This is a genomic window from Pirellulales bacterium (assembly GCA_033762255.1).
Taxonomy (GTDB): Bacteria; Planctomycetota; Planctomycetia; order Pirellulales; family JALHPA01; genus JANRLT01.
The window spans coordinates 130783-157078 of record JANRLT010000070.1 but is presented as its reverse complement, the minus strand read 5'-3'; the positions used below and the strand labels follow the sequence as shown (position 1 = coordinate 157078).

At 55.7% G+C, this 26296-nt stretch carries 16 protein-coding genes; 10 read left to right on the top strand and 6 right to left on the bottom strand.

Annotated features, from left to right (window positions below; genetic code table 11):
• Window positions 1–180: 180 nt before the first annotated feature.
• The 4 genes from SFX18_19725 to ychF all read right to left on the bottom strand — a co-directional run bounded on the left by SFX18_19725 (window position 181) and on the right by ychF (window position 6249).
• The gene (locus tag SFX18_19725) at window positions 181–1869 is read right to left on the bottom strand and encodes a hypothetical protein (protein ID MDX1965385.1); all 1689 of its coding nucleotides are present in this window, start codon (window positions 1867–1869) and stop codon (window positions 181–183) included.
• Window positions 1870–1898: 29 nt separating this feature from the next.
• The gene (locus SFX18_19720) at window positions 1899–2924 is read right to left on the bottom strand and encodes a glycosyltransferase family 2 protein (protein MDX1965384.1); all 1026 of its coding nucleotides are present in this window, start codon (window positions 2922–2924) and stop codon (window positions 1899–1901) included.
• Window positions 2925–3127: 203 nt separating this feature from the next.
• Complete coding sequence (locus SFX18_19715; protein ID MDX1965383.1) at window positions 3128–4828, bottom strand: hypothetical protein; 1701 nt, start codon at window positions 4826–4828, stop codon at window positions 3128–3130.
• A 329-nt stretch (window positions 4829–5157) separates the two neighbouring features.
• Window positions 5158–6249, bottom strand: a complete 1092-nt coding sequence (gene ychF / locus SFX18_19710; GenBank protein MDX1965382.1) for a redox-regulated ATPase YchF — start codon at window positions 6247–6249, stop codon at window positions 5158–5160.
• Between the two features lie 270 nt (window positions 6250–6519).
• On the opposite strand from ychF, the gene der reads away from it, so the two are divergent.
• The 4 genes from der (at window position 6520) to SFX18_19690 (ending at window position 13365) form a co-directional block, all read left to right on the top strand.
• Complete coding sequence (gene der / locus SFX18_19705) at window positions 6520–8007, top strand: ribosome biogenesis GTPase Der (protein ID MDX1965381.1); 1488 nt, start codon at window positions 6520–6522, stop codon at window positions 8005–8007.
• Window positions 8008–8121: 114 nt separating this feature from the next.
• A complete protein-coding gene (locus SFX18_19700; GenBank protein MDX1965380.1) occupies window positions 8122–9063 on the top strand; it encodes an alpha/beta hydrolase in 942 nt (313 codons plus the stop codon).
• A 212-nt stretch (window positions 9064–9275) separates the two neighbouring features.
• On the top strand, window positions 9276–11102 hold the full coding sequence (locus tag SFX18_19695; protein MDX1965379.1) for a DUF1598 domain-containing protein: 1827 nt from the start codon (window positions 9276–9278) through the stop codon (window positions 11100–11102).
• Between the two features lie 226 nt (window positions 11103–11328).
• Window positions 11329–13365: a hypothetical protein gene (locus SFX18_19690; protein ID MDX1965378.1), complete on the top strand. Its 2037-nt coding sequence runs from the start codon at window positions 11329–11331 to the stop codon at window positions 13363–13365.
• A gap of 233 nt (window positions 13366–13598) precedes the next feature.
• Here SFX18_19690 and SFX18_19685 read toward each other — a convergent pair whose 3' ends face one another.
• Window positions 13599–14723, bottom strand: a complete 1125-nt coding sequence (locus SFX18_19685) for a glycosyltransferase family 2 protein (protein MDX1965377.1) — start codon at window positions 14721–14723, stop codon at window positions 13599–13601.
• Window positions 14724–14974: 251 nt separating this feature from the next.
• Between SFX18_19685 and SFX18_19680 the strand changes: the two genes are divergently transcribed.
• The 6 genes from SFX18_19680 (at window position 14975) to SFX18_19655 (ending at window position 25631) form a co-directional block, all read left to right on the top strand.
• Window positions 14975–16642, top strand: coding sequence for a hypothetical protein (locus tag SFX18_19680; GenBank protein ID MDX1965376.1), 1668 nt, complete (start codon window positions 14975–14977; stop codon window positions 16640–16642).
• A 230-nt stretch (window positions 16643–16872) separates the two neighbouring features.
• On the top strand, window positions 16873–17961 hold the full coding sequence (locus SFX18_19675) for a class I SAM-dependent methyltransferase (GenBank protein ID MDX1965375.1): 1089 nt from the start codon (window positions 16873–16875) through the stop codon (window positions 17959–17961).
• 199 nt (window positions 17962–18160) lie between these two features.
• Window positions 18161–19324: a dTDP-4-amino-4,6-dideoxygalactose transaminase gene (rffA, locus tag SFX18_19670; GenBank protein MDX1965374.1), complete on the top strand. Its 1164-nt coding sequence runs from the start codon at window positions 18161–18163 to the stop codon at window positions 19322–19324.
• Window positions 19325–19436: 112 nt separating this feature from the next.
• Window positions 19437–20366 (top strand): GNAT family N-acetyltransferase, encoded by a 930-nt coding sequence (locus SFX18_19665; GenBank protein MDX1965373.1) that lies wholly within the window; start codon window positions 19437–19439, stop codon window positions 20364–20366.
• A 12-nt stretch (window positions 20367–20378) separates the two neighbouring features.
• On the top strand, window positions 20379–21695 hold the full coding sequence (locus SFX18_19660) for a glycosyltransferase (protein ID MDX1965372.1): 1317 nt from the start codon (window positions 20379–20381) through the stop codon (window positions 21693–21695).
• 318 nt (window positions 21696–22013) lie between these two features.
• Window positions 22014–25631, top strand: a complete 3618-nt coding sequence (locus SFX18_19655) for a BamA/TamA family outer membrane protein (protein MDX1965371.1) — start codon at window positions 22014–22016, stop codon at window positions 25629–25631.
• Between the two features lie 269 nt (window positions 25632–25900).
• Here SFX18_19655 and SFX18_19650 read toward each other — a convergent pair whose 3' ends face one another.
• Window positions 25901–26215, bottom strand: a complete 315-nt coding sequence (locus SFX18_19650) for a hypothetical protein (protein MDX1965370.1) — start codon at window positions 26213–26215, stop codon at window positions 25901–25903.
• Window positions 26216–26296 lie beyond the last annotated feature (81 nt).

Genomic DNA, 26296 nt, shown 5'->3' with positions numbered 1-26296 from the left:
AAAGTTGCATAAAATTAGAGATGGAAAGAGTCAAAAAACATAATAAGAACCTTGATACAGCGAACTCCCGCGATTTTCTGCGGTTTCACGCAAGCTTGTCCTGGCTGACGGTTCTCATGTTTCGCATGGGAGTGCCAAAAACAACCCATCAGAACTAAAATCCCAAAGCGGCTGACATCCTCATGCCGCTAGAGACATCGTCGGCCAGCCCCAATATTGCATGGCATTCCATAACCAGGGTTGTACCCAGGGATTCCAGGTTGGGTAACTGGCGGAGAAGACAGACAGGGCCAGCAAAACCAAAAAACCGAAGCGGCCCCAACGGCGGCCCGCCAGCCAATCGGTCGCGGGAATTGCCGCGATGATCCACAGCGGCTGCAACCACAATAACCAACGAAAGGCAGTTGTGTTGCCCCCGTAATTCCGCTGGGCCTGATTCATCCCGAAAATAAAATAACCGGTGCAAATAACACTAACCGCGCTGATAAGTAGGGCAAATTGCCGCTGTTCCGGGGTGCCGTGACGAAGCCAGATGATTAACCCCGGCACCGTTAATAACAACAGCGGTGTCAGTGAAAACAGACCGTGATGCCCCGCCAACGCGTGAAATGCATACACGCCGACATGCGGCTCTCCTTGATCAATGGGATTATTAGGAGCCAGCCAGTAGCTTTTAACCTCTTTCCCGTCAATTTTACGGGTGTATTTATAATCGTACCAATTCGCAGGATTAGGGGCCGTGACCGATAATGGGGCCCAAGAGCTGGGATTGGCCGCGGGATCGCGTTTGAAGGTTTTGGCACTGTCCGGGGCAGGATCCGGGTTTTGATCGGCTGCGGCAGATAATCGACTATTGCGGGCATCACCCGCCCCAAATGCATAGGCCGGTTTGAGCGTCCCTATCGCCAAATAATTTAATCCTAACGTCATTGCCAAAACAAACACGGCTCCCGCCGTCGCCGCAAGAGCCGCGCGGAGGCCAAATTGCCAAAGCAAAAGTAACAGTAATAACCCCAAAAAAGCCGCGGCGGGCAGTTCGCAGGTAACACACACACCGGCCCAAAGACCGGTCCAAAAGGCTAGCCACAACATCCGGGGGAGAGTATTTTGCGTGCCGGATAAAAAGAGTCCCTGCCAACACCAGATGGCGTAAACCGCGCTGGCGGCGCCCCACAAATGGTTATTGAGCGCGATCATAAAAGGCGTGAGCATGGTGGCAAAGCAAAGCCCGGCGACTAGGGCGATTTTGGCCCAGTCACTGATAGCCCAGCGATCAATTAGCAAGGCCAACAGCCACCACGCAATCACGGCGGGGAGGATGTTGGTCGTGATCAACATGATTCGGCCTAGCTCGTAGGGATGATCCCCCAGGGTCCAGCCGGTTAACTTGTGTAGTAGCCAATATTGACCCGCGATAACCGTGGCCATGAATGGCGGTTTACTGGAGTAAAACCGCAACTCTCCCGCCGCGTTGGGCTTGCACACAATGTCGATCGAATCCCAACCGGGCTGCTGAAAGTATTCATCAATCTCATAGGTTCCCCCTTCCACGAGCGCCCGGACGGTCAGCCAGCGGCTGCGGTCATTACCGCTTAGAAACGGGCGTTGCAGTTGCACGGATTGCTTTACAGTAGCGAGGAGCTGCTCCTCGGAAAAGGGAATTCCGCGGGATTGCCAGTTTTTACGGGTGCTTTCGACCCGCTTGGCCAGATTGGAGGGATTGTTGAGGTCCCGTTCCAGCCCGATCACATCCAATGAATTGACCGCCATGATTCGCCCCAGCCATTGCGCGGCCGCGATACCAATCAAAAGCGCGTAAATCGCGCGGCGAAATGCCGCGGGGGAATCCAAGAGAGAAGATGGCTGCATGGTTATCCCCCGGGATGTGATCCTACGCCTTAGAGAGTTACCCGCGCGGGATGTTGGGGCCGGATGGACCCGGCGGGTTGCCCCGGGGAGGTGTCATCCGGGGGCGCCATCGTCCGTTCCGCCACGCTATAGGCGGTGTGATCTGGCCCATAATAGGCGGTCAGCAATTCCGCCAATAAACCAGTCATCAGGACCTGCGCCCCAAACAAAAAGGCGCACATGCTGTACATCAGCAGGGGACGCTGGTGCAATGGCTGGATTTGCCCCGCCCCGCCCCAGATTTGGTCATACGACCAGCCCAACGCCAAACCCACCAACCCCAGCAGTCCCAACCCAAAGGAAATAAGTCCGATCGTCCCCAGTAAATGTTGCGGGCGTTGACCGTAGCCGGTCAAAAATTTAACAGTCAATAAGTCTAAAAATCCCTTGATAAAGCGATTAAAGCCGTATTTGGACGCGCCGAATTTTCGCGCGCGGTGCTGGATGACGATCTCTCCCACTTTGAAGCCGCGGGCCGCGGCTAATACGGGGACAAAGCGGTGCAATTCGCCGTACAAGCGGACTTCTCCCAGGACTTCGCGGCGGTAGCATTTCATGCCGCAGTTATGGTCATGCAGCTTAACCCCCGTCAACCAACTAACAAGGGCATTAAACACGCGGGAGGGTCCGACCTTGTGCCAGGGATCGTGACGAATTTGCTTATAACCGCTAACCACGTCCAAGCCGGTCTCGAGGGCGCTCAAAAACCGAGGTATCTCGCGCGGGTCGTCCTGCAAATCGGCATCCAAGGTTTGCACAAATTCGCCCCGCGCCGCGGCAAAGCCCGCCGACAGCGCGGCCGCCTTGCCAAAGTTGCGGCGAAAGCGAATCCCCCGCACCCGCGCGTCCCGCAACGCCAGTTCCTCTATGACCCGCCATGAACCATCCGTGGAGCCATCATCAATAAACACAATCTCTAATTCGAGTTGCTGATCCCGCGCGACCGCGGCCAATTCCCCGTACAAGGGTTCCAGGCTCTCGACTTCGTTATAAACGGGAATTACGGCGGAGAGCATGGGGACCAGCGGCGAAAAGGCGGGGCTAAAACTGTTACCCGCTAGCGCCAGCGCAAGGGGGGGCGGGAGGGAGGTGGGTTGCAAAGCTACCGATGATTTCCTCTAACAAATAACATCTAGTTACATGGATTTTCAATTATGTTTGCTGGAAGCAACCCGGGCTAGCACTAGCAAAAACTTTTATATCGAAAAATGGCCCATGGTTACGCAGCCTGGCTGAGAATTCCCGGTACGCTTCGCCGCGTCAGCCATTTCCCCTCGCCTAGGACCGACAACGCGATCCGATCCTCCAAATTGGGACGGAAGATTGTCAGCAACAGCAGCGGCAAAAACCAAGCCATCGAGACCGCGCCGCCAAACGCCGCCCAAAATTGCGTGCTGAGCATGACCGCCGCCGAACAGCTTAAGAGCGTCCCCAAATTCTTTTGCGCGGGCCAGATGGCAAAACTGCCACACAGCGCGATGTGCGCGGCTAAGATAGTAATGCGATAGACGCGATATTTTAGCTCAATCACTCCCCAAAAACCTTCCGGTTGCTCCGTGGGAAAAATAAATCCCAACATCAGGCGGATTTTACTGGAAAAGTCATCCACGCCGCTGGCATAAAACGCCGTGATCAACATTAACAACGCCATCGACGCCAGCACCCCCCCCACAAATCGCCACAATCCCCGCTGCCAATAAAACGACACCCACAACGGCAATAAAAAGATCGGATAATAAACCATGCCGCTGGCCATCCCCAGCATCAATCCGGCCAACAAGGGGCGGCGATAAACTACAATCGCCCAGGTGAGAATGGCGGCGGGCAAAATATGCTTTACAAACAAGATATAAAACGCGGAATAGGGTAACAGCATGTACAAGAGCGCGGCGGCGATCCCGGTCGTAAGATTGCCAAAGTGCTGATATCCAATCACCACAATCCCCGCCACCACCGCCAACAGACCAAAGATTGAAAGCGTGCGGGCGGCCGCAATATTGCGGGCTTCGCTTTGTTGTTGTACGGACTTGCTGGCGTTTTCGGATTGATCGGTAAAAATGGGGGTGGCAATGTCGGGAATCACCCGAAATAACCAAAATCCAGGCCCACTTTGGCTTAGTTTGGCTTCTTCGCTGATGGAATTTTTGGCTTGCTCATAGGGATCGGCTTCGCTTTTGGCGATTGCTAACGGATCGGCCGTCACTAATGCATCCGCCCCTTGAGCATTGGCCCCAACCGGATTTGCTATATCTTGCGTGGATTTTTCGGTTTGGGATGGAAGGTCATTCTTTGGCGGAATTTTTACCGCTGCCACATCGCTAGAGGCCGCTGGTTTTTCCAATGGTTGTTGAGGGGGTGATTCCACCGCAGCCGTCGGGGGAACTGCACTTGAGACGGGCGGTGCGGATGGCCGCTTATTTTCCTCCGGCAGATTGCTTTTGGCTAAATCCGCGGCAGTGCCCAGATCGGTTATGTCTGCTTTTGCGACGATAGCAGGAGCCGGGCTGGCGGGCTTTGCCAAATTTTTATCACCCAGCTCGTCAGGTCCCACGGTCAGAATTTTTGCTATGAGAAATACTAATAATGAAGCGGCTAAAAATGTCATCCCGCCGAGGGTCATATTTGGTTCCAAAAGCGGACGACGGACCATCATGGGGTCAAGCAGCATCCGTAGGCAAAACACGCCAATGACCGCAAAGATCCAGATGTAGCCGATTAATTCGATATCGGCGCGGGCGAGTTTTTTGCCCGAATCAACCAAGACCAAACCCGGGGCGAAACAAATTAACGCCAGGAGGTCAAAATTTCTTAAGCTCCAGACGCGATTGAATTTAAAATACAAGCTAATCGTGAGCAACGACGACAAGTAAATCCAAGTCGTCGGAGTGATTTGCTGGTAATAAAGTAAAATGTCTTGCATGCGAATGATGAATGAGACCGCTCAACGCAATTGTCAAAATAGAGTAAAAATATGGTCTCGGGCTATCAACCAAATTTTTACATTACGCCGTTTTGTTGCCAAATGCAAGCCAAAAGTCACCCACCGGGGTGCGCGATTTTTGCTTTAAGATGAGACTGCAATAGAGTTTATGTAATCGTTAAAGTTACTCAAACCAAGCGTTCACCACCCAATTTACCGACATCCCGGCAATTGCCGGAAAAAAGGTTTGCCGCAAATTATTTCCAGGTAATGAGTTAAGCCTGCCTCGAATATGGTAAATTTCCTAGCCGCGGCCCTGACGGCGGGTGTTACACATTAAATAAGAAATGACAAATATCGCCGTCAGCCATTACGTACCCTTTCCCTTCGGTCCGTAGTTTTCCCGCGGCGCGCAGGTCTTTTTCGGTTTTATAGGTTTCCAAATCGGGTAAACTGTAGACTTCGGCCCGGATAAAGCCTTTTTCAAAGTCCGTATGAATCACCCCGGCCGCCTGCGGTGCTGTTGCTCCGATGGGAATCGTCCAGGCGCGAACTTCCTTTTCTCCCGCGGTAAAGTAGCTTTGCAGGCCCAGCGTGCGGTAAGCCTCGCGCGCTAGTACACTGAGCGCTGGCTCGGTCAGGCCGACGGATTCCAGCATTTCCGCCCGATCCGCGGGGGCTAGTTCGGCAATTTCGGCCTCCAACTTGGCGCAAACCGGAACCACATTGGCGCCATGGTTCGCCGCGTAATCGCGGACTTTCTGGGCCAGGGGTCCCGTGCCGTGCAGGTCGTTTTCGTCCACATTCGCGACAAACAAAATTGGTTTATCCGTCATAAAGCCGTAGCTTTTTACCGCCGCGCGAAGTGTTTCCTCTAGCTTTAATGTCCGCAGGGGCAATCCTTCGGCGAGTTGCTTTTGGCAGATTTCTAGGGCGTCGGCCTTGAGTTTTAACTCTTTGTCCCCTCCTTTGGCGGCCCGCTGCGCCTTTGGCAAGGATGTCTCAATCGATTGCAAATCCGCCAGCATTAGCTCCATTTCGATCGTTTCGATATCTGACAGCGGGTCCACCTTGCCCGCGACGTGCGTGACATCGGGATCGTCAAAACAGCGAACCACCTGCAAAATAGCGTCAACTTCGCGGATATGGCTAAGAAATTTGTTACCCAGGCCCTGCCCTTCGCTGGCCCCTTTGACGATACCCGCGATATCCACCAGCTTGAGCATGGCGGGAACGATGCGTTGGGGTTGGATCAAGGCGGCAATCCGATCTAGCCGCGGATCCGGCACGCTGACGATCCCTTCATTTGGTTCAATCGTACAAAAGGGATAGTTGGCGGCCTGGGCCGCTTGACTGCTGGTAAGCACGTTAAATAGCGTGCTTTTACCCACATTTGGCAAACCGACGATTCCCGCCTCCATAAGGAGCTGCTCCTGTAACAAAAAAAATACCCGTTCAGGCTAAGTTTATCCCAAAGAATACATGCCGCCGGGCGAACTGGCAGTGTGATGGTTTTCGGGCGATTGGGCAAGGCCCAACCAGGTTGCGGCAACTTAACTCATGGCGTGATTTTGACTTAGGAGATTCTAGCCATGCCTGGAACCACCTATCCCAAAAATCCCGGGGCAATTAGACTACAATAATAGTTAAATTTACGTTAGCGCACGGATTTGATATTTCCTGATTTTTTTATGGCAGTTCCCCAAGTCGTCATCGTTGGCCGGCCAAATGTCGGCAAGTCAAGTCTGTTCAACTGGTTAGCGCACAAGCGGCTAGCCATTGTGGATCAGACGGCGGGGGTGACGCGCGATCGTTTGACCTATTTATTATGCGAGGATGACCGCTTTTTTGAAATTGTGGACACCGGGGGGATGGGATTTGACGACCCGGACAATCTTAATGAGGCCGTGGAAAGCCAGATTGACGCCGCGCTCGAATCCGCGGCGGTGATTTTGTTTGTGGTGGATACCCGGACGGGGTTGACTCCGGCTGATTATGACGTGGCCAAGCGGCTCCGCTATATCGATGTCCCGACAATCCTGGTCGCCAACAAAACCGACGATGACACTTATGACACGCAGGCGGACGAATTTTATAAGCTAGGCCGCGGAAAATTGATCCGGGTCAGCACGCTGCAAAACCGCAACCGCCGCGAACTGCTAAGCATGATTGTCCAGCGGCTGCCGGAACCCACGGCGGGGGATGGCCAACCCGCCGATGTCGATATGAAACTGGCGATTGTGGGCCGCCGCAATGTGGGCAAAAGCACATTTATCAATACCTTGGCGCAGGCGGAGCGCGTCATAGTGAGCGAGATCGCGGGGACCACGCGCGACAGCATTGATGTGCGGTTTGAACTGGATGGCAAAACCTTTGTGGCGATCGACACCCCGGGGTTGCGCCGCCGCAAAAGCGTCACCACCGATATCGACTTTTACAGCAAGCACCGCGCCGAACGCAGCATTCGCCGCGCGGATATCGTGTTTTTGTTTTTTGATCCGATGCAGCCGATTAGCAAGGTTGACAAACAACTATGCGACTATATCGAGGAAAATTACAAGCCTTGCATCTTTGTGGTGAATAAGTGGGACCTGCTGCACGGCGAGTTGCCCACGGAGAAATGGGTCACGTATTTGCGCGACACGTTTCGCTCGATGCATCACGTGCCGATCGCGTTTATCACCGGAAAAACCGGCAAGAACATGAAGGCGCTGATCAATCACGCGCAAATGCTTTTTAAGCAAACCCAAGCGCGGGTCAGCACCGGCGAGCTAAACCGCGTGATCAAAGCCGCGCTCAAGCAAAATCCCCCCCCTATCGTCAAAAACAAACGGCTCAAGATTTACTACGCCACCCAGGTGGACGCCGCTCCCCCCACCATCGTGCTCTTTTGCAACGACCCCCTGGCGATCATGCCCACGTATCGGCGGTATCTCTTGGGCGTGTTTCGGGATAACCTGCCGTTTGGCGAAGTGCCGATCAAGCTCTACTTGCGTCGGCGGGAGGAGCGGACCTACAGCGCGGCCGACCTGATGCAACCGGAGTTGCGGGAAATGATTAGCGAGGAAGAACCGGAATTGCTGGATGACAGCCTTGATGACGTGCTGGCGGAGGACGTGTTGGGAGAAGACTACAATGATGAGCTAGAAGAAAGCCCCTCGGGAATATCGCGGGGATAATCCCGCGATTTATCGCAAGTACGCAAAGCGGCACCCAGGATAAATTTTACACGCCACAGGATTGGGCGCGGCGGATTAAAGCCGAAACTAATTTCTATTTTAGACGTATTTACCATGCCACAAAACGCCAAATCCAAAACACGATTTATTCCCCGCAGATGGCTGGGATGGGGAATTCTCTTGGGATTGCTGTATGGATCTTATGTGGTCGTAATGTACGTTTCCCAGCGACATATTATGTTTCCCGGTCGGCATCGGTCGGCAAACGAACCGCTTGCGGATCATACCGGGCGGGAAATTTTTTGGTTGGAACGGGACGGCGCTAAAGTCGAAGTTTGGTATCTGCCCCCGTTGATGCCAAATAAGATCGTTAACCCACCCGCCGCCATCCATCCTGTAAGCGCCACCTCCCCGGAAAAAAAGCAGGTGGTTCCCTCCGCCAGCGCGCCGCTGGTTATCTATTTTCATGGCAATGGCGAGTTAATTGACGATTGGCCCACGCTATTGCAAACCTACCGCAGCTGGGGTTGCGGGGTCGCGCTGGTCGAATATCCCGACTATGGCCGCTCCAGCGGCGAACCGTGCGAGGCGACCATCTCCGCCAACGCCGTCGCGGCCTATGATCAACTGATCAAGCGGCCGGATGTGGATCCGACGCGGGTCGTCGCGCATGGACGATCCATGGGCGGCGGCGCGGCTTGCGCGCTCGCGCGGGAGCGGCCGCTGGCGGCGCTGATCTTGGAATCAACCTATACCAGCTTGATTGATATGGCGGGGCGCTATTGGTTGCCGGGGGCCCTGTGTAGCGAGCGTTTTGACAATCTTGCCACAGTTTCCACATGGCAAAAGCCCCTGTTGATTCTGCACGGCAAACTTGATTGGACTGTTCCCCATGAGCATGGTGCTGCCCTGGCCGCCGCTAATTCCGCCGCGACGTTTATTAGTTGGACTGATCGAGGCCATAACGACCACCCCCCCAACGTGATGGCGGCGTGGGGAGATATCGAAACTTTTTTGCAAAAAGCCGGCGTGCTAAATTCCCAGCCCGGCAAATGAAAACTTCCCCCCACGATCCCCTTGCGCTAGTCAATCGCCCCCACTGGTTAGTAAAAGAACTAGCGTATTGCGGCAAAAATCATAGCTTTAATCATCTCTAGCCGGATTTGCTTGACAGTCCCTCTCCCGCGCGCGATATTGCGCTCTTAGGTTAGAGATGCGCCCCGGAACAGGCGCGACTATTCTAGTATCTTCTTTTAAAGAGGTGTGCGATGCGCGAGAGGCAATTTGGTCCGATCTTCGGTGCGATCGCGAGTATGCTGGCGCTCTTGGTATTTTTCAGCGGACCGGCGGTAAATTCCCCGTTAGTCGGGGCGGATCGCCCCCCTGCCGTGACCAGCTCTGGCGATACCATTGCGGATCATCTGGCGGCGGGAGAGTTCTCCCTGGCCCTGGCCCAAGCGCGAAAGATATCATCGCCATCGGAGCGCGATGCGGCCATCACTCGGATCGCGACGGCGCAGGCCGCCGCGGGGGGACGGAACGCGGCGATCGGAACCGCCTTTGAGCTTTCCAGCGATATCGTTCGCGTACAAATGCTGCGCGAAATTGGTCCCTCCCGTCCCGCACACTATTTGCCGGTGGAGACCGCGACTGAAATCAACAACAACGATGCCGCGGGAAATACCGGCGGAGCCGAGGCGGATTTTGACGCGTTGATTGACTTGATCACCAATACCGTCGCCCCCGACACCTGGAAAATAAATGGCGGCCAAGGAGATGTCCAGGGATTTGAAGGGGGAGTCTATTGCGATCCCACGGGTTTGCTAGTACGCCGCACCACGTTGGACGATACGGCCCAATTGGCGGCCCTGCAACAAAAAATTCAAACAGAAAATCAACAACCGCGCGGCACCATCGAACAACCGAGCGCCCTGCGCAAAATCTCCCTAGTCCGACTCGAAGCCGCCGTGCAACGCGCCTTGGCCGAGGGACGCCCCTTGACCGACGATCTGCGTTATCTGGCCGGTCTAGAACGAATTCAGTACATCTTTGTTTATCCCCAACAGCGGGATATTGTCATTGCCGGTCCCGCCGCGGGTTGGCGGCGCGATCCGGAAGGCCGCTGCCTGAGCACCCGCACCGGAGCTCCTGTGTTGCATTTGGATGATCTCGTGGTGATCCTGCGTCACATGCTCAGTCAAGAAAACGCCATCTTTGGCTGTTCCATCACACCCACCAAAGAGCGCCTGGCCGCCACGCAAGAATTTTTGACCGCGTCCACCCAAAAACCGCTTCCTCCCGGCAAACAAGCCCGCGACGCCTGGGTGGAACAAATCCGCCAACAGTTAGGGAGGCAAAAAATCGAAATTTACGGCTTGGATCCCCGCACCCGCGCGGCCCGGGTGCTGGTAGAGGCCGATTATCGCATGAAACTGGTCGGGATCGGACTGGAACCCGGTGTCCTGGGCGTGACGAACTATTTGGACGCGATACGTGTCGCTCCGGGCGAAAGCGCCCCCCCGCTAGAGGTCTTGCGCTGGTGGTTTGCCGTGAATTATCAAAAAGTGGTGCGGTCGGTGGATGGACAGGCTTTTGCCATTCGCGGTCAGGGGGTGCAGGTCCTCAGCGAGAATGAACTGTTGGACCCGGACGGCACGCGCCAGCACACGGGAAACGCCACCGACCAAAACCGCCAATTCACCAGCAGTTTTACCGCCAAATTTGAGCAACTCGCCCAAAAGTATCCCGTGTATGCCGATTTGCGAAATTTGTTTGACCTGGCGCTATTGGGGGCGATTGTGCAGCAACACGACCTGGACCAGCGGGCGGAGTGGCATATGACCTGCTTTGGCGCGGAGGGTTCCTATCAACCACAACGCGATGTGGCCCCCGCGTGGGTGGAATCCGTGGTGAATCACCGCGTGGTCAATAAGAAGCAAGTCATTGTGGGAATTAGCGGCGGGGTGCGGGTCGATCTCGCCAAGCTAGCTGATCCGGACAATCTCTTTACCGAGACCAAGGGCTTTTTGCACAATGAGCACAAATACCATGGCCACACCCGCCCCCAAGCGGCGGCGTCGTGGTGGTGGGACTAGGCCGCGTCTATAAATTGCGAAGTCATTTTATTTTCATAGAGCGGCGTTATATTTCCCTGGGCTGATGTTTTTTTCAGTCTAAGTCACACAATCGGTTTCCAATTTACGCTATCAGCTAGCATTGCTTGCGCGTTTCCGCGCAACTGCTCTAGGTCAATGCCGCCGGTTTGAGTTATATTTCGCCCCGTTTCATCATTTGGGCAAATTTTTCTCCGGCAAATCCCGCGTGTCCACTGTTGTTGACAGCCCCGCCCTTCGTCCCCCGCGCTTGCGACGTCCCTTTGGTCGTCGCGCCGAAATCGATCCGCCCGTCAATACGTCCAACCCGTATCCCTGGGCCGCGCGACTCCGCGGCTACGGCCGCTCGGGCTGGGCCTCTTGTGAGCGGTGGGCCCGGCGGTCGCCGGCCAGTTTTTCGCTAACGCATGTGGCGATTTTGTTGGGCTTGGTGTTTGCCGTGTTTGTGCCGGGGTTTGACACCAACGATGACGCGGTCATGAATATGATCGCCTCAGGCAAGGGGATCGCCCTGGCCCCGGACGAGCATCTGGTGTTTACCAACGTGCTGATCGGCCGCGCGCTGAAGTTTTGTTACCAGACGCTGCCTCATTTGCCCTGGTACGGAATGTATTTATACGGCCTGCACTGGCTGGCCAATAGCGCTTTGTTATATGCGATCATCAGCCAGCGCTACACGCGCTTGCGCATGGGGATTTTTTGGCTTTATTTTGCCACGGGGGGCTTATACTTCCTCAATAACGTGCAATTTACCACCACGGGTTACCTGATTGGCGCGGGGGGCGCTCTGTTGCTGCTGGCCGCGCAGCGTGAATGGGGAGCTGTTTCGCCTGCCCATCCCGCTGCAGGCAAATTTCGCGCTGGGAACCGGTTACGCCCCTGGATCTTGTCGCTGCTTGCAGCGGGTGGCTTGATGATGAGTGGCTTGGTGCGGTTGGACGCGTTTTTCCTTGTTTTGGCCTTGGCCGCGCCGGTATTACTCTTGGCGGGGCTGCGCCAACGACGCTGGCTTGTTACCACGGCGGTAACCTGCGCCGTGTTGGGCTTGGCCACGCTGGGTGTGTTAGCCGCCGAGCGCTACCATCAGTGGTACTACGCCCAGGACGCGGGCTGGGCGTCGTTTTATCAGTACAATCAACTGCGGGTCAAATTTAATGACGAAGGCTGGGTGCGCTACACGCCCGAAACGGAACATGTGTTTCAGACGGTAAATTGGTCCCAAGCCGATTTTAGCATGATGATGTGTTGGTTTTACGATGATCCCGTGATCTATAGCAAGGAAAATTTGCAAAAGTTGCTGGCCGCGTATCCCTGGCAGGCGGAACGGGCCACATGGATCACCGTGTGGGAAGGAATTTATGAAATTTTTCATCATCGCACGACGCAGGGACTCTTGTTGGCCTGGCCGCTAGCGCTATTTTTTGTCGAGCGGCGGCGGATGAATTTTGTGGTTATCGCCGCGGCCGCGGGAATGGCGGTGGCCCTGTTATGCTATTTGATTGTCTTTCGTAAAACTCCCCCGCCGCGGGTATTTTTGCCCATCTTGGCGTTTCCCATTTGCGTGACCTTGTTTTACTCCCATTGGCGAACGCGGTTTTATGCGCAAGGAAAGCCCCGCTTGTGGCTGTGGATTCGCTGGGGAGAAACCCACTCGACCGCCAAGCGCGGAATGAGCCTGCAACCCTACCGTGTTCTGGCAAATTGCCTGGTCGGACTGGTGATCGTGGGCCTGACGGTGCATGTCTATACGCAATATCGGCGAGGGCGAGAAAGGATCAAAGAACGACGGTTGTACCAGGAAGTGCTGACCGCCATGAAAGCCGACAACCAGCAGGAACGCCTGTTTGTCTGCTGGTCCAGTTGCTTTCCGTATGAGGCGATGGGGCCGCTGTCCAGCCAGCGGGAATTGGCGGGTGTGCGCATTTTAGCCCTGGGCTGGCCCCAACGAACGCCATTTAACGAGCGAATGAAAGCGCATTTTGGGATTCGCGATCTGGCCCGTGAAATGTGTTCCCGCGACGATCTACTGCAGGTGACCCAGCCGATCTGTTTGCAACTGCTGGGGCCATTTATCGAAGAGCATTACCTGCATAAAATCGAATCGGTGTGTCACTTTAACTCCGCCCGGTGCATTGTGGCCCGGGTGGTCAAGGAAGTGCCAGAGTGGGAGCGGGAATCCCGGTTGTCCCCTCAGCAACAAGAATCCGCGCTGGACAATAGCCTGAGCCTGCTGGAACAAGAATAACCCACGAACAGCGTATCATTTACGACCGCCAGAATATGCTTCGCGGCCAAATTGTATGGTATGCATGGTGCCAAAAACATAGTACGACAGGCATTGTAAAACCCAACCCGCCGTGCGGTCCCCTTGACCTCGAATCGTTGACATCGTCTGGCCCGCGGATGCCGCGCGGCATTTATTTTGGATAAGATCTTTTATCGCGATTATTTTCGTAGCCGAGCGTGAAAAGCGTCCAACTATGCGGCTTTGCAAACGGGGAGAGTCCCTTTCCAGTTTGCCGGATCGACGATTTCGGTGCTGGAATGATCCCCCAAGGCGGAGTCGCCCAGCGCCAGTTGGCCGATTTGTTCACTGGCCACATACGGCGGACGCTCGAGGCTGCGGTTGAACATGCGGGCCAGATACTCGCCGATAATCCCCAAGATAAACAACTGTATCCCGCTAAAGATTGAAATAATCGCCGCGATAAACGGAAAGCCTGGCTGGGCCTCCCCCACAAAGTAACGTATGACCGCATAAGCTAGCACAAAAAAGCCAAGCGCGGTAAAGGCCAATCCGGTAAAGCTAGCCAGCCGCAAAGGGGCCGTGCTAAAACCCGTTAATAAGAGCATGGTATGGTTGACCAGCTTCATAAAACTGTAGTTGGAACGCCCCACGCTGCGCGGTTCTTGGCGTACGGGAGTGGTGGCAAATTTATTTGTCCCCCAAGAGAGCAGCACGTCGATTTGCAGTTGGGGGCTGCGAAAATCGGCAAAGGCGTCGCGCAAATGCGTGCGAAACGCGCGAAAGGCGTTAATATCCTTGATCGTGTGATTCCCCGTGGCCAGGGCAAACGCCCGTTTGGTAAAGCGCGAGGTAAAATTTCGCCACCAGGAATGGGGCAAATTCGACGGCGTCCCGTACACCACGTCATGCCCCTCGGCCAGCTTGGCGAGCAACTTGGAAATTTCCGCTGGCGGATGCTGCAAATCGTCATCCATCGTGACAATCGTGCCGCAACGGGCCGCGCGGACCCCGCACAAAATCGCATTGTGCTGGCCATAATTACGCATCATCCGAATCCCACGCACCCAGGGGTACTTTTGGCACAATAGCTCAATTACCGGCCAGCTATCGTCGGGGCTGCCATCATTGACCAACAGCAGCTCATATTTGCTAGCAAGTTGGGGGAGCACGGCGGCTAGCTCGGCCACCAGCGGGGGCAACGTCTCCTGGCTGCGATAGACGGGGACCACTACGCTCAGGCCCGTGGTCAGTTCCGCGGTGGGCAGGGCTTCCCGTGGATTATTTGCGGACAGGGGCGAGGTCAGGCGATTGCCGCTACCAGTCCCGCTCAATTGACGAAAGTCTTTTTGTATCATGATCTTAAGCCAAATTTGACGTGCTTTGTTACATTTTGATGAGCCGAAACATGCGGAATTAAAGGCCGCGAATTATCGTCAGAAGAACCACCTATCACAAGAGCAAAAAAGTTGCTCTTGTCGGGGAATTCGGTTAAGCTCAAGATACAAAAAAACCGGAGAAATGCTTTACTTAAACCCAACGTGGAGCAATTTTCGGTTCAAAGCCTTCGGTTTCAGACGCATGGCTAAACAGGATCAAGGGGCAAAACATGACACTCGGGCGATTTCTATTAAGTCTTTTTACCGGCGCACATTACCAGCGGTCACAGAGCCAGCCACGCCCCCTCTATCGGGATCGGTATTCCACGCAGCCTCCCGCTCGCCAGTTTGAATCCCTGGAGTCCCGGACAGTCATGGCCGGGAACGTGACCGTCACCCTTGCGGACGGTGTGTTGAGCATCGTCGGCGATGCGGACGCCAATTTTCTGAGTGTGTCGTATCAGGATGCCTATGATCTGAACACATTTCAACGATTGGGTAAAAAAATCGTGGTGCAGGGGTACAACAGTAATTCAGAGATTAACTTTGTGCCTCGGCCCAGGGATGTTTTTGTAACACGGGATGCTAATGTAAATAGTATTATCGTTATTGATGGTGACACTTTGGTACCAGCCTATGAAATGACATTATTGAACGGTTTAAGCAATTTCTTACATTTTGATCTGGAAGCCGTGAAGTCTGTCGTGATTGATTTAGGGGGGGCCAGCGATGCAATTTCGGTGGATGGTTTGGTATTAGAAAGCCTGACGGCGGAATTGGGCGGGGGAAATGATATTCTTAAACTTGGTTACTATGACCAAGGGTCATATTTAACATTATTTTACAATAACTATACTGATCAGCAAATTATCAAAACCACTCAAAGCATTCGCTTCCCCAATACTCCGCCGGGAGGAATGCCTAACGCAATGGCCACTTATGCTAGCCAGTTGGTCATTACAAAAAACCTGACAGTCCAGGGCCAAGATGGCAACGATCAAATCCTGATGCATCAAATTTACGGCGATGCGGACGCGGATATCAACCTGGGAAATGGCACCAACGATTTCTATTCCCTCACCACGTTTTTTGATGATTTACGGGTCACCGGCGGGATCGATAACGATGCGATCTCCTTGGGACAAATGCGCGTCCTGGGGACGACATCCATTGACACCGGTTTTGGGCACAATTTGGTCAGCATTTTCTCATCGCATTTTTTCCAGAATGTCACGATCAATACCGGCTATGGTAACGACACCATTGGCTTGGACGTCAATCGCTATGATGGCGACACGCGAATTGTGGCGGATTTTGCCGGTGGTGCGCCATTCCAATTGGCAAACCCAAATCTGTATAACGATCAGGTTTTGTTCGCCCGTTCCGTCGTGAACGGAAAATTGAATATCAACCTGGGCCAGGGAATCGACACCCTCAATTTTGGCAAGTATTACACGCTGTTGGAATCAAAGCCCAAGAGTATCTTTTCAGAAGACACTTTGGGGGGTGAAGTTGTGCAGATTCGCAATGACCTGAAACTATCCGAGGCGGGCCAGACGACAAACCACTCTTTGTTGGGTCATCCTGTCATATTCGTTCCCACCGAAAACATCCTGACCGTGGCCCTGGCGAATGGCGGCAGCACCCTCAAGCAAGTCCGTATAGATACCGGTAACAACGCGGACACGGTCAACCTGGTCGCGAATGTCATTGAGGAGTTATATGTCCAATACAGTGACCAAGCCACGATTAATGTGGAAGGAAATTTGATTGACCGGGATTATGGCTTGTATGACTATCTCAAGTATCTGGCCGCAAACGTGGCTCCCTCCGCGAATCTGGCAGGAACCGGCAAATCGGCAAAACCCGCCCGTCCCCTGGCCCCCGCATTTCGTTAATCTCGCACTGCACTATTTTCCCGCAGTATAATTTTCCCAGCACTGTGCTGCACCCCGCGCTCTGCTCTTTCCTATTCGGTGCTAGCACAACTATTATCTTCCGGGGCCTGGTTTTTCTCTGGCCAAAGAATCTATCTAGCCTCCGCCTGGGATCGGGGCTATACTCGCGGCCAAATTTGGCATGCCGCTGCGCATGCTTGTAAATCGCATATTTTGACAGGGATGTCACAATGCCTACGCTCAGTTTGCCAGCGGAAGTCACCAAATCACCCCTTCGCCCCGTTACTGGCCCAGGCTCCTTCCCAGCCACGCCAGCCAGCGATAATAGTCCCGCCAGCAAACTGCTGGCCAAATTGCGCTGTCCCCGCTGCCAGGGGGCATTTAGCTCCGCTGTCAATGGGCAGGCGGCACATCCTGGAGCAACTGCTTCCTCCGGGGAGTTGCCCGATTTAGTATGTCACCCCTGTGGCATCACCGCCCAGCAGGTACATCGTTCTGGCGCCGAAAATGTGCAAATTCGTTGCGGGGGTTTTACCACCAGCGATGTCAAAACCGACTGGCTTAACCAAGTCAAGGAATCCGCCAAACGGGTGCTGGGTCCGCGCTATCAGTTGGCGATCGACCAGATTTCCCCCGTGTACACCGGGTTCTTAAATCGGCGGATCAATCGCTTTTTGGCAAGTTTTGATTTGCAACGGGAGTTCGTCGCCGATTTGGGTTCGGGGCCGCTGCGGCATGACCCCCGGATCATTTGCTGCGATGGCATGAATTATGAAAATGTGAACCTCGTGACGGATTTGCAGCAGCTTCCCCTGGCGGCCAATAGCCTGGATGGCGTCATTAGCGTGGCGGTCCTGGAACATGTCACGCATCCCCAGGCCCATGTGGCGGAAATGCTGCGGGTATTGCGACCCGGGGGGCGGGTGCTGTGCTTTATCCCATTTTTACAAGGGTACCATGCCTCGCCGTACGATTATCAGCGTTTTACGATCAGCGGCATGCGGCAGTTGTTCGCCGATTTTCAGATCACCAGCGTGGAACCCGCCGCTGGGCCGACATCCGCTTTGGTTTGGATCATGCAGGAATGGCTGGCAATGGTGCTCTCATTGGGCATTCGACCCCTGTATAAGCTGCTCATGCCGCTGACGTATGTGCTATCACCATTGAAGTACCTGGACGTGCTGTTGCGCCATCATCCGGCGGCGGCAAATATCGATAGCGGGTTTGTGATCGAAGCCAGCAAGCCTCGCGTCGAGGAGGCGTCCCCGACTCTGTCCGCGCCCGGAGGAAAAGCGCCGCTCGCGGGACCGCATTTTTAGACAATTTTGGTATTGTCGCGGGGGAAATGAGCGAGCATAATCGCCGCCCCAGGTGTAGCGGAACTTGCAAAAGTTCCGAAGCGGGGCGAGGAAAGATGGTGGATAGGATCATACAAGTCGGAATGCTGGCGAATTCCGCTACCTGACAGAACGGGCAATCGACAATAAGTCACCAGAAATCAAGATTGGAGCCACAGGCATGACGCCGCGGATTCCGTTCAATCGACCGTTTATCGCCGGGAAAGAGCTATTTTATATCGCCCAGGCGGTTACCCAAGGCAAAATTGCCGGCGACGGCCACTTTACTAAGGAATGCGCGCGGCTGATGGAGCGGGAGTTTAACATCCCCCATGTCTTGATGACGCCATCGTGCACGGCCGCTTTGGAAATGGCCGCCCAACTGTGCGAGCTTGGCCCCGGCGATGAAGTGATCTTGCCTTCATACACGTTTGTCTCGACGGCCAACGCGGTGGTCCGGACCGGCGCGCGGCCGGTGTTTGTTGACATTCGGCCCGACACGCTCAACATTGATGAAAACCTGATCGCGGCGGCCATCACTCCCCGGACCAAGGCGATTTTTCCCGTGCATTACGCGGGAGTCTCTTGCGAGATGGACCCCATATTAGAATTGGCCGCGCAACACAACCTGATTGTGGTGGAGGATGCCGCCCAAGGGGTCAATGCCACGTACCAGGGACGCGCCCTGGGTTCCCTAGGTCACATGGGTTGCTACAGCTTTCACGAGACAAAAAATTACATCTGCGGCGAAGGGGGCGCGCTGTGCGTCAATGACGAACGGTTCTATGAACGGGCCGAAATTATCCGCGAAAAAGGGACCAACCGCAGCCGCTTTTTCCGCGGCATGGTGGACAAGTACACCTGGGTGGATGTTGGTTCGTCGCATATCCCCAGTGAACTGTGCGGCGCGTTTTTGTACGGTCAGTTGGAACTGCGCGACCACATCGCCGAGCGCCGCCGGGAAATCTATAAATTTTACGAATTCCACCTGGCCGACCTGGAACGGGATGGCCTGGCCCGCCTGCCGCGCATCCCCGAAAACTGCCAAACCAACTACCACATGTTTTATCTGCTGCTCCCTGACCTGGCGGCCCGTGGCGCGCTCATCGACCATTTAAAACAGCAGGGCATATTGGCCGTGTTTCATTATGTGCCGCTGCATACCGCCCCGGTCGGCCAAAGTTTTGGTTATCGGGCCGGCGATTTGCCCATTACCGAAGGTTATAGCGATCGGCTGGTGCGGCTGCCGTTTTACTATGACTTGACCGAAGCCGATCAATTAGAAGTCACCAGCCAGATCAAAAAATTCCTCCGCCAAACCGCCACCAAACGCGCGGCGGCCTAACAACCATTGCGGCGCGCCCGGCGGCCGCCCTCCTTTTCATAGGAATAAGACAATTTCGACCACGTTGGACCCACCCCGCACGTTTGTCCCCGGCGACTTTTGTACCGATCCCATGCCACCATCCCTGCCAACCACCGCCCCACTGCCGCTAGAGCCACGCGCGTGGGATTCGCGCCATTTTGGCTGGCAAGTCGGACGGATCACTGCCGCCGAGCTAAGCGACGCCGAATTAGCGAATTTGCTCACCGCCATGCGGGCGGGGGGCTTTGCGCTCGTGTATTGGCCAACGCGGGCGGACCGTGTCCCGGCTGAAAAAATCCTGGCCGAGTTCGCCGGGCAACTGGTTGATTGCAAGACAACCTTTAGCATGACCCTGCCGCGCGTCGCGGCGATCGCGTCCACGTCTCCTACCCCGGAGCAACAACTGACGCCCGGAGCCAATTTTAACCAGACCATTTGGGCGGCGGGGGGGCTATATTATGTCAAGAGCTACCCCCAGCTTTTCCCTTGCGAAGACTTGTACCAGTTGGCGGTGGCGGCGGGGCAATGCAGCCGGTTCGCCGTGGATGCCAACATTCCCGTCGATAAATTTCAAGAACTATACAAAATTTGGATCGAACGGAGCGTCAAGGGCGAATTGGCCAATGCCGTCCTCGCCGCTTATCGGGCGGATAGCGCCCAGCCGCGCGGTATCGTGACCATCTCCGTCAAGGAAGCCGTGGGGCAGATCGACTTGATCGCCGTGGCCGAGTCCGAACGGGGACGCGGCCTGGGACAACTGCTGCTTACCGCCGCCGAGCAATGGATGCTGGGTCAATCCTGCCACACCGCCAGCGTGGTCACGCAGCGGCATAACCTGCCCGCCTGCCGTTTGTACGAAAAACATGGCTTTTCCCTGGCCAAGCGGGAAAATTACTACCATTTTTGGCCACTCCAAAAAATGCGCTCCGCGACAATTTCCACCGCACGACAAAGGCCTACCACCACCCCTTTGGTCAGCGATCTAAATTTGTCCGGCTGGTCCGGCCAGCGCGTGGCATAAACAGGGGTTAGCATGCGCGTGCTGCATTTTTCGACGGCTGACCAGCATGGCGGAGCCGCCAAGGTCGCGTTTCGCCTGCATCAATCTCTAAAGCAGTACGGCCATGCCTCACGAATGATCGTGCGGGATAAACAATCCTCCGATGACAGCGTGGTCGCCGCCGCCATCTCGCCAGTGTTGGCCACTTGGCACAAATTTCTGCGTCATCTTCCCGGCTGGGGGACGCCCCAGACCAAGTTTACCTTTAACCATGACCGCCAGATTGGCGTCGACCTGGACCGTACGCTAGCTGCGCAGCGGGGACAGGTGGACGTGGTCTTTTTGCACTGGATCACCCGTTTTTTGTCTTCCGGGCAAATCCGCCAACTGGCATCCCGTCTGGGCGTGCCCCTCTTTTGGCATTTGCTGGACCAAGAGCCGCTAACAGGGGGATGTCATTACTCTTTTGGCTGTCAGGGATTTACCGTCAACTGTGGGAATTGTCCCTTGTTGGCGGAGCCTTCTCCGAATGACGTATCACGGCAAGTATGGCAACAAAAGCAGCGGCACTTGGCCGATTTGCCCCTGACCATCATTGCCCCCACGCGTTGGGCGGCGGAGAAAGCCCGTGCCAGTTCGCTATTTGGGGGTCACCGGATCGCGGAAATCCCCCTGCCATTGGATACCACGGTCTTTATCCCGGCGGATCGCCAGCAAGCGCGGGAACAGTTGGGCCTGCCATTGGATAAGCGCTTGGTGCTATTTGGCGCGTCATATTTGGATGAGCCGCGCAAGGGGGGGGCCAAGCTAATCGCGGCCCTGCATCAATTGCGTGGGATTATGACACAGGAAAAATGCTCCGCCGGCTGCACAGCGGAAGATGTGGAATTGGTGATTATCGGTCAGAGGGGAGAATTTTTGGCCCGGCATTGTCCCTTTCCCTCGCGGTTAGTTGGAAGCTTGCGGGATGGACCAGAACTAGCGCGGGCGTATCAGGCGGCGGATTTGTTTGTCTGCCCGTCGATAGAGGATGCCGGACCCATGATGATTAGCGAGTCGCTGTTATGCGGAACGCCGGTGGTGGCATTTGACACAGGCGTGGCGGGGGAAGTGGTGCACACCGGCCAAACGGGCTATTTGGCCGGGGATTTTGCTCCACGGGACCTGGCTCGCGGCATATTCACCGTGCTAGCGGACCCGCAACCCGCGCGGTTAGCCCAAAACGCGCGGCGAATCGCGTTTGCGCGGCATGAACCGCGAGGGATTATCGCTCAATACGAGGAACTGTATGCCAGCGTGCTGGCGGAAACCTTGCCCAGGAACACCCTGGCCGCGCGTCGGGCGGCTTGAGCGGCCATGCTCTGCCCGTCCACCCGCGTGTTGATGGGAGATCCCGCGAGTTGCTTTTTTGCGAATATATTTCCCCAGGGAGGCGGACCGAACCTAAATGAATTTATTGTAATTTTACAATATTTCTTAAATGACTATCGGCAACCCCCCAAATCTCCCTTGTCGCAATTGACGGGTTGCGGTATTTCTTTTCGACCACATTGTCCGCTTGAACCCCGGGAAAGCAAGCGGCCAAGTTTTGTAATGGTTTTTTTGCGCACGGGACTTTTCGCGGTTGCTATAGCCGCTTTCCCGCAACTACAGAAACGGATGCTGGGCATGATGCGTCATGGCAAAGCACTGGGCCTGCTGGCTTTAAGCTGGTTTGCGCTTGGATGCCAAATAAATTTCGCCAGCGGCCAGGGATTGGCCGGCAGCGGCCCGGCATTGACCAACCCCGCGGCGGGGACCGCCGTTGGGTCACCCGCCGGGACGTTTCCGGCAAATTTGCCCCCTCCGGTGGAGACCATCGCCACGCCGCGCGCTGCGCCTGGCGGTAATGCCGCCGCCAACGCCGTCCCGGCCCCCATTGCCGGAACCGACCGCGTGATCGAGGTCCGCATCGAAGGGGCCAGCAATGTGGGCACCCTACCCAAGATGTCCACCCGGGCGGGGACGCTGTACGATCCCAAGACGATCGAGGATGACGTACGGGCACTGGACCGGACGCGAAAATTTGTTTCGATCAAGCCCCGTTACCAAACCCTGCAAGATGGTCTGCTGGTGACCTTTCAGGTGGTGGAGCGGCCTCTCTTGCGCTATGTAAAATTCATCGGTATGCAAAAGATCGGTGAAAGCACGCTTAAAAAGCAAGCCGAGCTTAAAGTGGGGGACGCGCTTGATCCGCATCGGGTGGAGGAAGCCCGCCGCACCCTGGAAAATTACTACCACGAAAAAGGTTTTGTCGAGGCGTACGTGAGCGTGGTGGAGGGAAACAAAGTCGGCGACAAAGGGGCGGTCTTTGTCATAAACGAGGGGAACCGCCAAAAGGTGTGGTGGACGCAGTACGTGGGGAACACCATCGCCACCGACGCCCGGCTGAATACGCAAATCCAGTCCAAGCCTGGCATCCTTTGGATTGGCGGGCATGTCGATCGCAACAAGATTGACGACGATATCAAGACCCTGACCGAGTACTACCGCAGCTTGGGCTTCTTTCAGGCGCGGATCAGCCGCGAGCTAGATGTCAGCCCCAGCGGCTGGCTCACGCTGACGTTTATCATCCACGAAGGCCCGCGCTATAAAGTGCGAAATTTCTCGGTGATTGGCAACGAAAAATTCAATCAAGCCGAATTGCTCTCCAAATTGCAGGAACAAAGCGGCGAGTACTTTGACCAGGCCAAGCTGAACGCCGACATTAACGCCATTCGCGATTTGTACGGCGGACAGGGGCACATCTTTTGCGATATCGACGCCGAGACGCGTTTTTTGGAAACACCGGGCGAGCTGGACATTGTCTTTAGCATCAAGGAAGGGGCCGTTTACCGCGTTGGCCAGATTTTGGTCGATATTCGCGGCTCGTCGGGAGAATCCTCCCACTCGCGCGAGCGCACGGTGCTCAACCGGATTTCGCTGCGGCCGGGGGATATCGTCGATACGCGGCTCATTCGCGCGGACGAAATTCGCCTGAAACGGAGCGGCCTGTTTAATAACGATCCGACCAAGGGCGCCCCGCCGCAAATCGTGGTAACGCCCCCCGAGGGCTTGGACGAGGAAGCACGCGAACTCGCCCGCAAAAACACCTCGACCAATCGCAACGGCAAATCCCGATTTCAAAGCCCGGACGTTCCCACCGTTACGGTGATCATTCGCGGGACCGCCGTGGATGCTGTTCCCGGCACGCCCCCCGCCACGGTCAACCCACCAGCGCAACCAGAACTGCGACTACCATATCACAATCTCCCGCTAGAGGCAGTCCCCTATCCCGTAACGCCGAACGATGCCGCTCCTATTCCCGCCGCTCCTAGCACCGCTACTCCCTCCCCCGCGGCATCGCATCCTACCAGTCGGCCCACGTTTTGGCGGGCAAATTACACGCCGGCGGAATCCACCCCGCGCCCATCGGCAATGACCCCGCTCGCTCCTTCCGCGGCACTCCATCCTGACCGCCCTCGGATCAATCGGGACTTTACCGTGCCGGATACCGCGCTCCAGCGCACGGTCACGCCCCCGACACAAACTGTCGTTCGCTTTCAAAGTCCAGACAACACACGCTGGGCCGCAAATTCCACTACTCCGGCAAGTACCAACAGCGGTATCCCCCCTGCCAGCCCTAGCACCGCTTACGTTCCCAGTAACGCCTATATTCCCAGTAGCACTGTCGGTGTGGATCGCTGGAGCACCCCCGCCACACCCAATGCCAATTATGTAGCCAGCGGTAGTATGCCATACCAGCAATCCGCAACTGGCTTTACCCCCAGTGGCATTATGCCCGATGCTTACCCCCAGGCGGGATCAACCACCGGTTATGCGGCGCAGCCCGCGTTTTACACCGCCGCGACAAATACCACAGGACAATATCCTGTTCAGCCTACGCAGTACTTAGCCGATCCCGCGACTGAAAGCTTTGTCGGGCAGCCCTCCGGAGGCAACCTGACCGTGCCGGGCTATGCCCCGGGAACCGCAGTGGCCCCCAGCGGCATTGCCCCCACCGACCCTAGCGCCAGTCCCTGGTCCCCGGCCATTAATGCCAACGGCCAACCACTTGTCGGCGGCATAGGACAACCAAATGGGGTGCCAGGCCAGGGGGCGGGGATTCTGCCCCAGCCGAGCGAACCAATCAATCCCCAACAACCCTGGCAAGTGGTTCCAGAAGGCGGGTTTGTCGATTTAACGGGAATCGTCACCGAAACCCAGACCGGCCGGCTAATGTTTGGCGTGGGCGTGAATTCCAATGCGGGTGTCATTGGCAATATCGTGCTGGACGAGCAAAACTTTGACATTTGGCGTCCCGCCACTAGTTGGAACGATTTTGTCTCGGGCCGGGCATGGCGCGGCGCGGGACAGCGCTTTCGCCTCGAGGCCGCTCCCGGCAGTCAAGTCAGCCGCTATACCATCAGCTTTCAAGAGCCTTATCTGTGGGATTCGCCGGTAGCGCTCTCCATGAGCGGCTTTTACTTTCAGCGCGGCTATCGCGACTGGTACGAAGAACGCGTGGGGGGGCGATTTGGCTTTGCTTATCAGATTCCCTACCGCCCGGATTTGTCCATCGGCACCAAATTTCGGATCGAAAACATTAACATTTCCAACCCGCGCGTCACGACGGTTCCGGAACTGAATGAAGTCGTCGGCCATAATGACCTATACGGCTTTGGGATCAATCTGGCCCATGATACGCGTGATAGCCCGTTTTTACCCACGGAAGGATGGTTCGCCCAGTATGAGGTAGAGTACGTGACCGGGTCATTTGATTACCCGCGGGCAACGGTCGAAATGCGCAAATATTTTACGCTGACACAGCGGGCGGATGGATCGGGCCGTCAGGTGCTGGCGATTGGCGGGGACTTTGGAATCTCGGGAAATGACACGCCGATTTACGACAACTTTTTTATCGGGGGTTTTTCGACACTCCGCGGGTTTCGCTTTCGCGGGGCCTCGCCGCGGGTTAACGACGTGATTGTCGGTGGGCCGCTGCAACTGGTCGGCACGGTGGAATACATGGTCCCAATCACTGCCGATGATTCCTTGCGGGCGGTGGCGTTTTGTGACTTTGGCACGGTCGAGCAGGATTACACGATCAATTCCCAGAACTTTCGCGTCGCCCTGGGGGGTGGGCTAAGAATTTCCGTCCCGGCGCTAGGCCCCGCCCCGATCGCGCTGGACTTTGCCACGGTCGTCAACGACGCCGCCGGGGATCAAACCCAGGTCTTTACATTCTTTGTCGGTCTGGGAAGGTAGCTGTTAATTATGAATTAAGAATTATGAATTAAGAATTGAAGGCAGAGTTTCAGCTTGCCGCGTCAGCAAGGGACACCAGTGTAGTCTTCACAGTCCCCTGTGAAGAAACCAATCAGCCCGCAGCGTCAGCAAGGGACGCCGCTTGCGGAGGTGCAGGGGTCCTGGGGTGCTTCGCTCGATTTAACAGTAGCTTTGCGAGAATCCAATGCTTATCTCCATCCTCTAAACTCCATCCTCTAAACTCCATCCTCCAAACTCCAACCCCCACCTCACCGGGCGTGCCAAAAATTTGTCTGCCCATAGTACCCCCGGCTGTATTCATAATGCGAGCGGCGGCCCACGCCGAACCAGCCATAGGCGTACGGCGTCGCCCGCACGGTTTGACCATTCCCGCCGGGAGCGCCCTGTAGCAGCATATACTGCGGCGCGGGCGTAACTGGCTGCGCCGCGGCGGGGGGTTGCGGCACGTGGGAACGCAATTTGGTCTCGAGCCGGACCAGCGGCTGCCCGGCAAATAGGGCAGACACGGGAGCAAGGGCTAATAACACCAAGATTCCGCCCGCCAACAGGATATTACGGGTCATTTCACACCTCCCAGGCCAAAATTGATCGATATTGATCCTATCGGCGGCAAAACCGCCAAAGGTGACCCGCTAGCGGGGAAT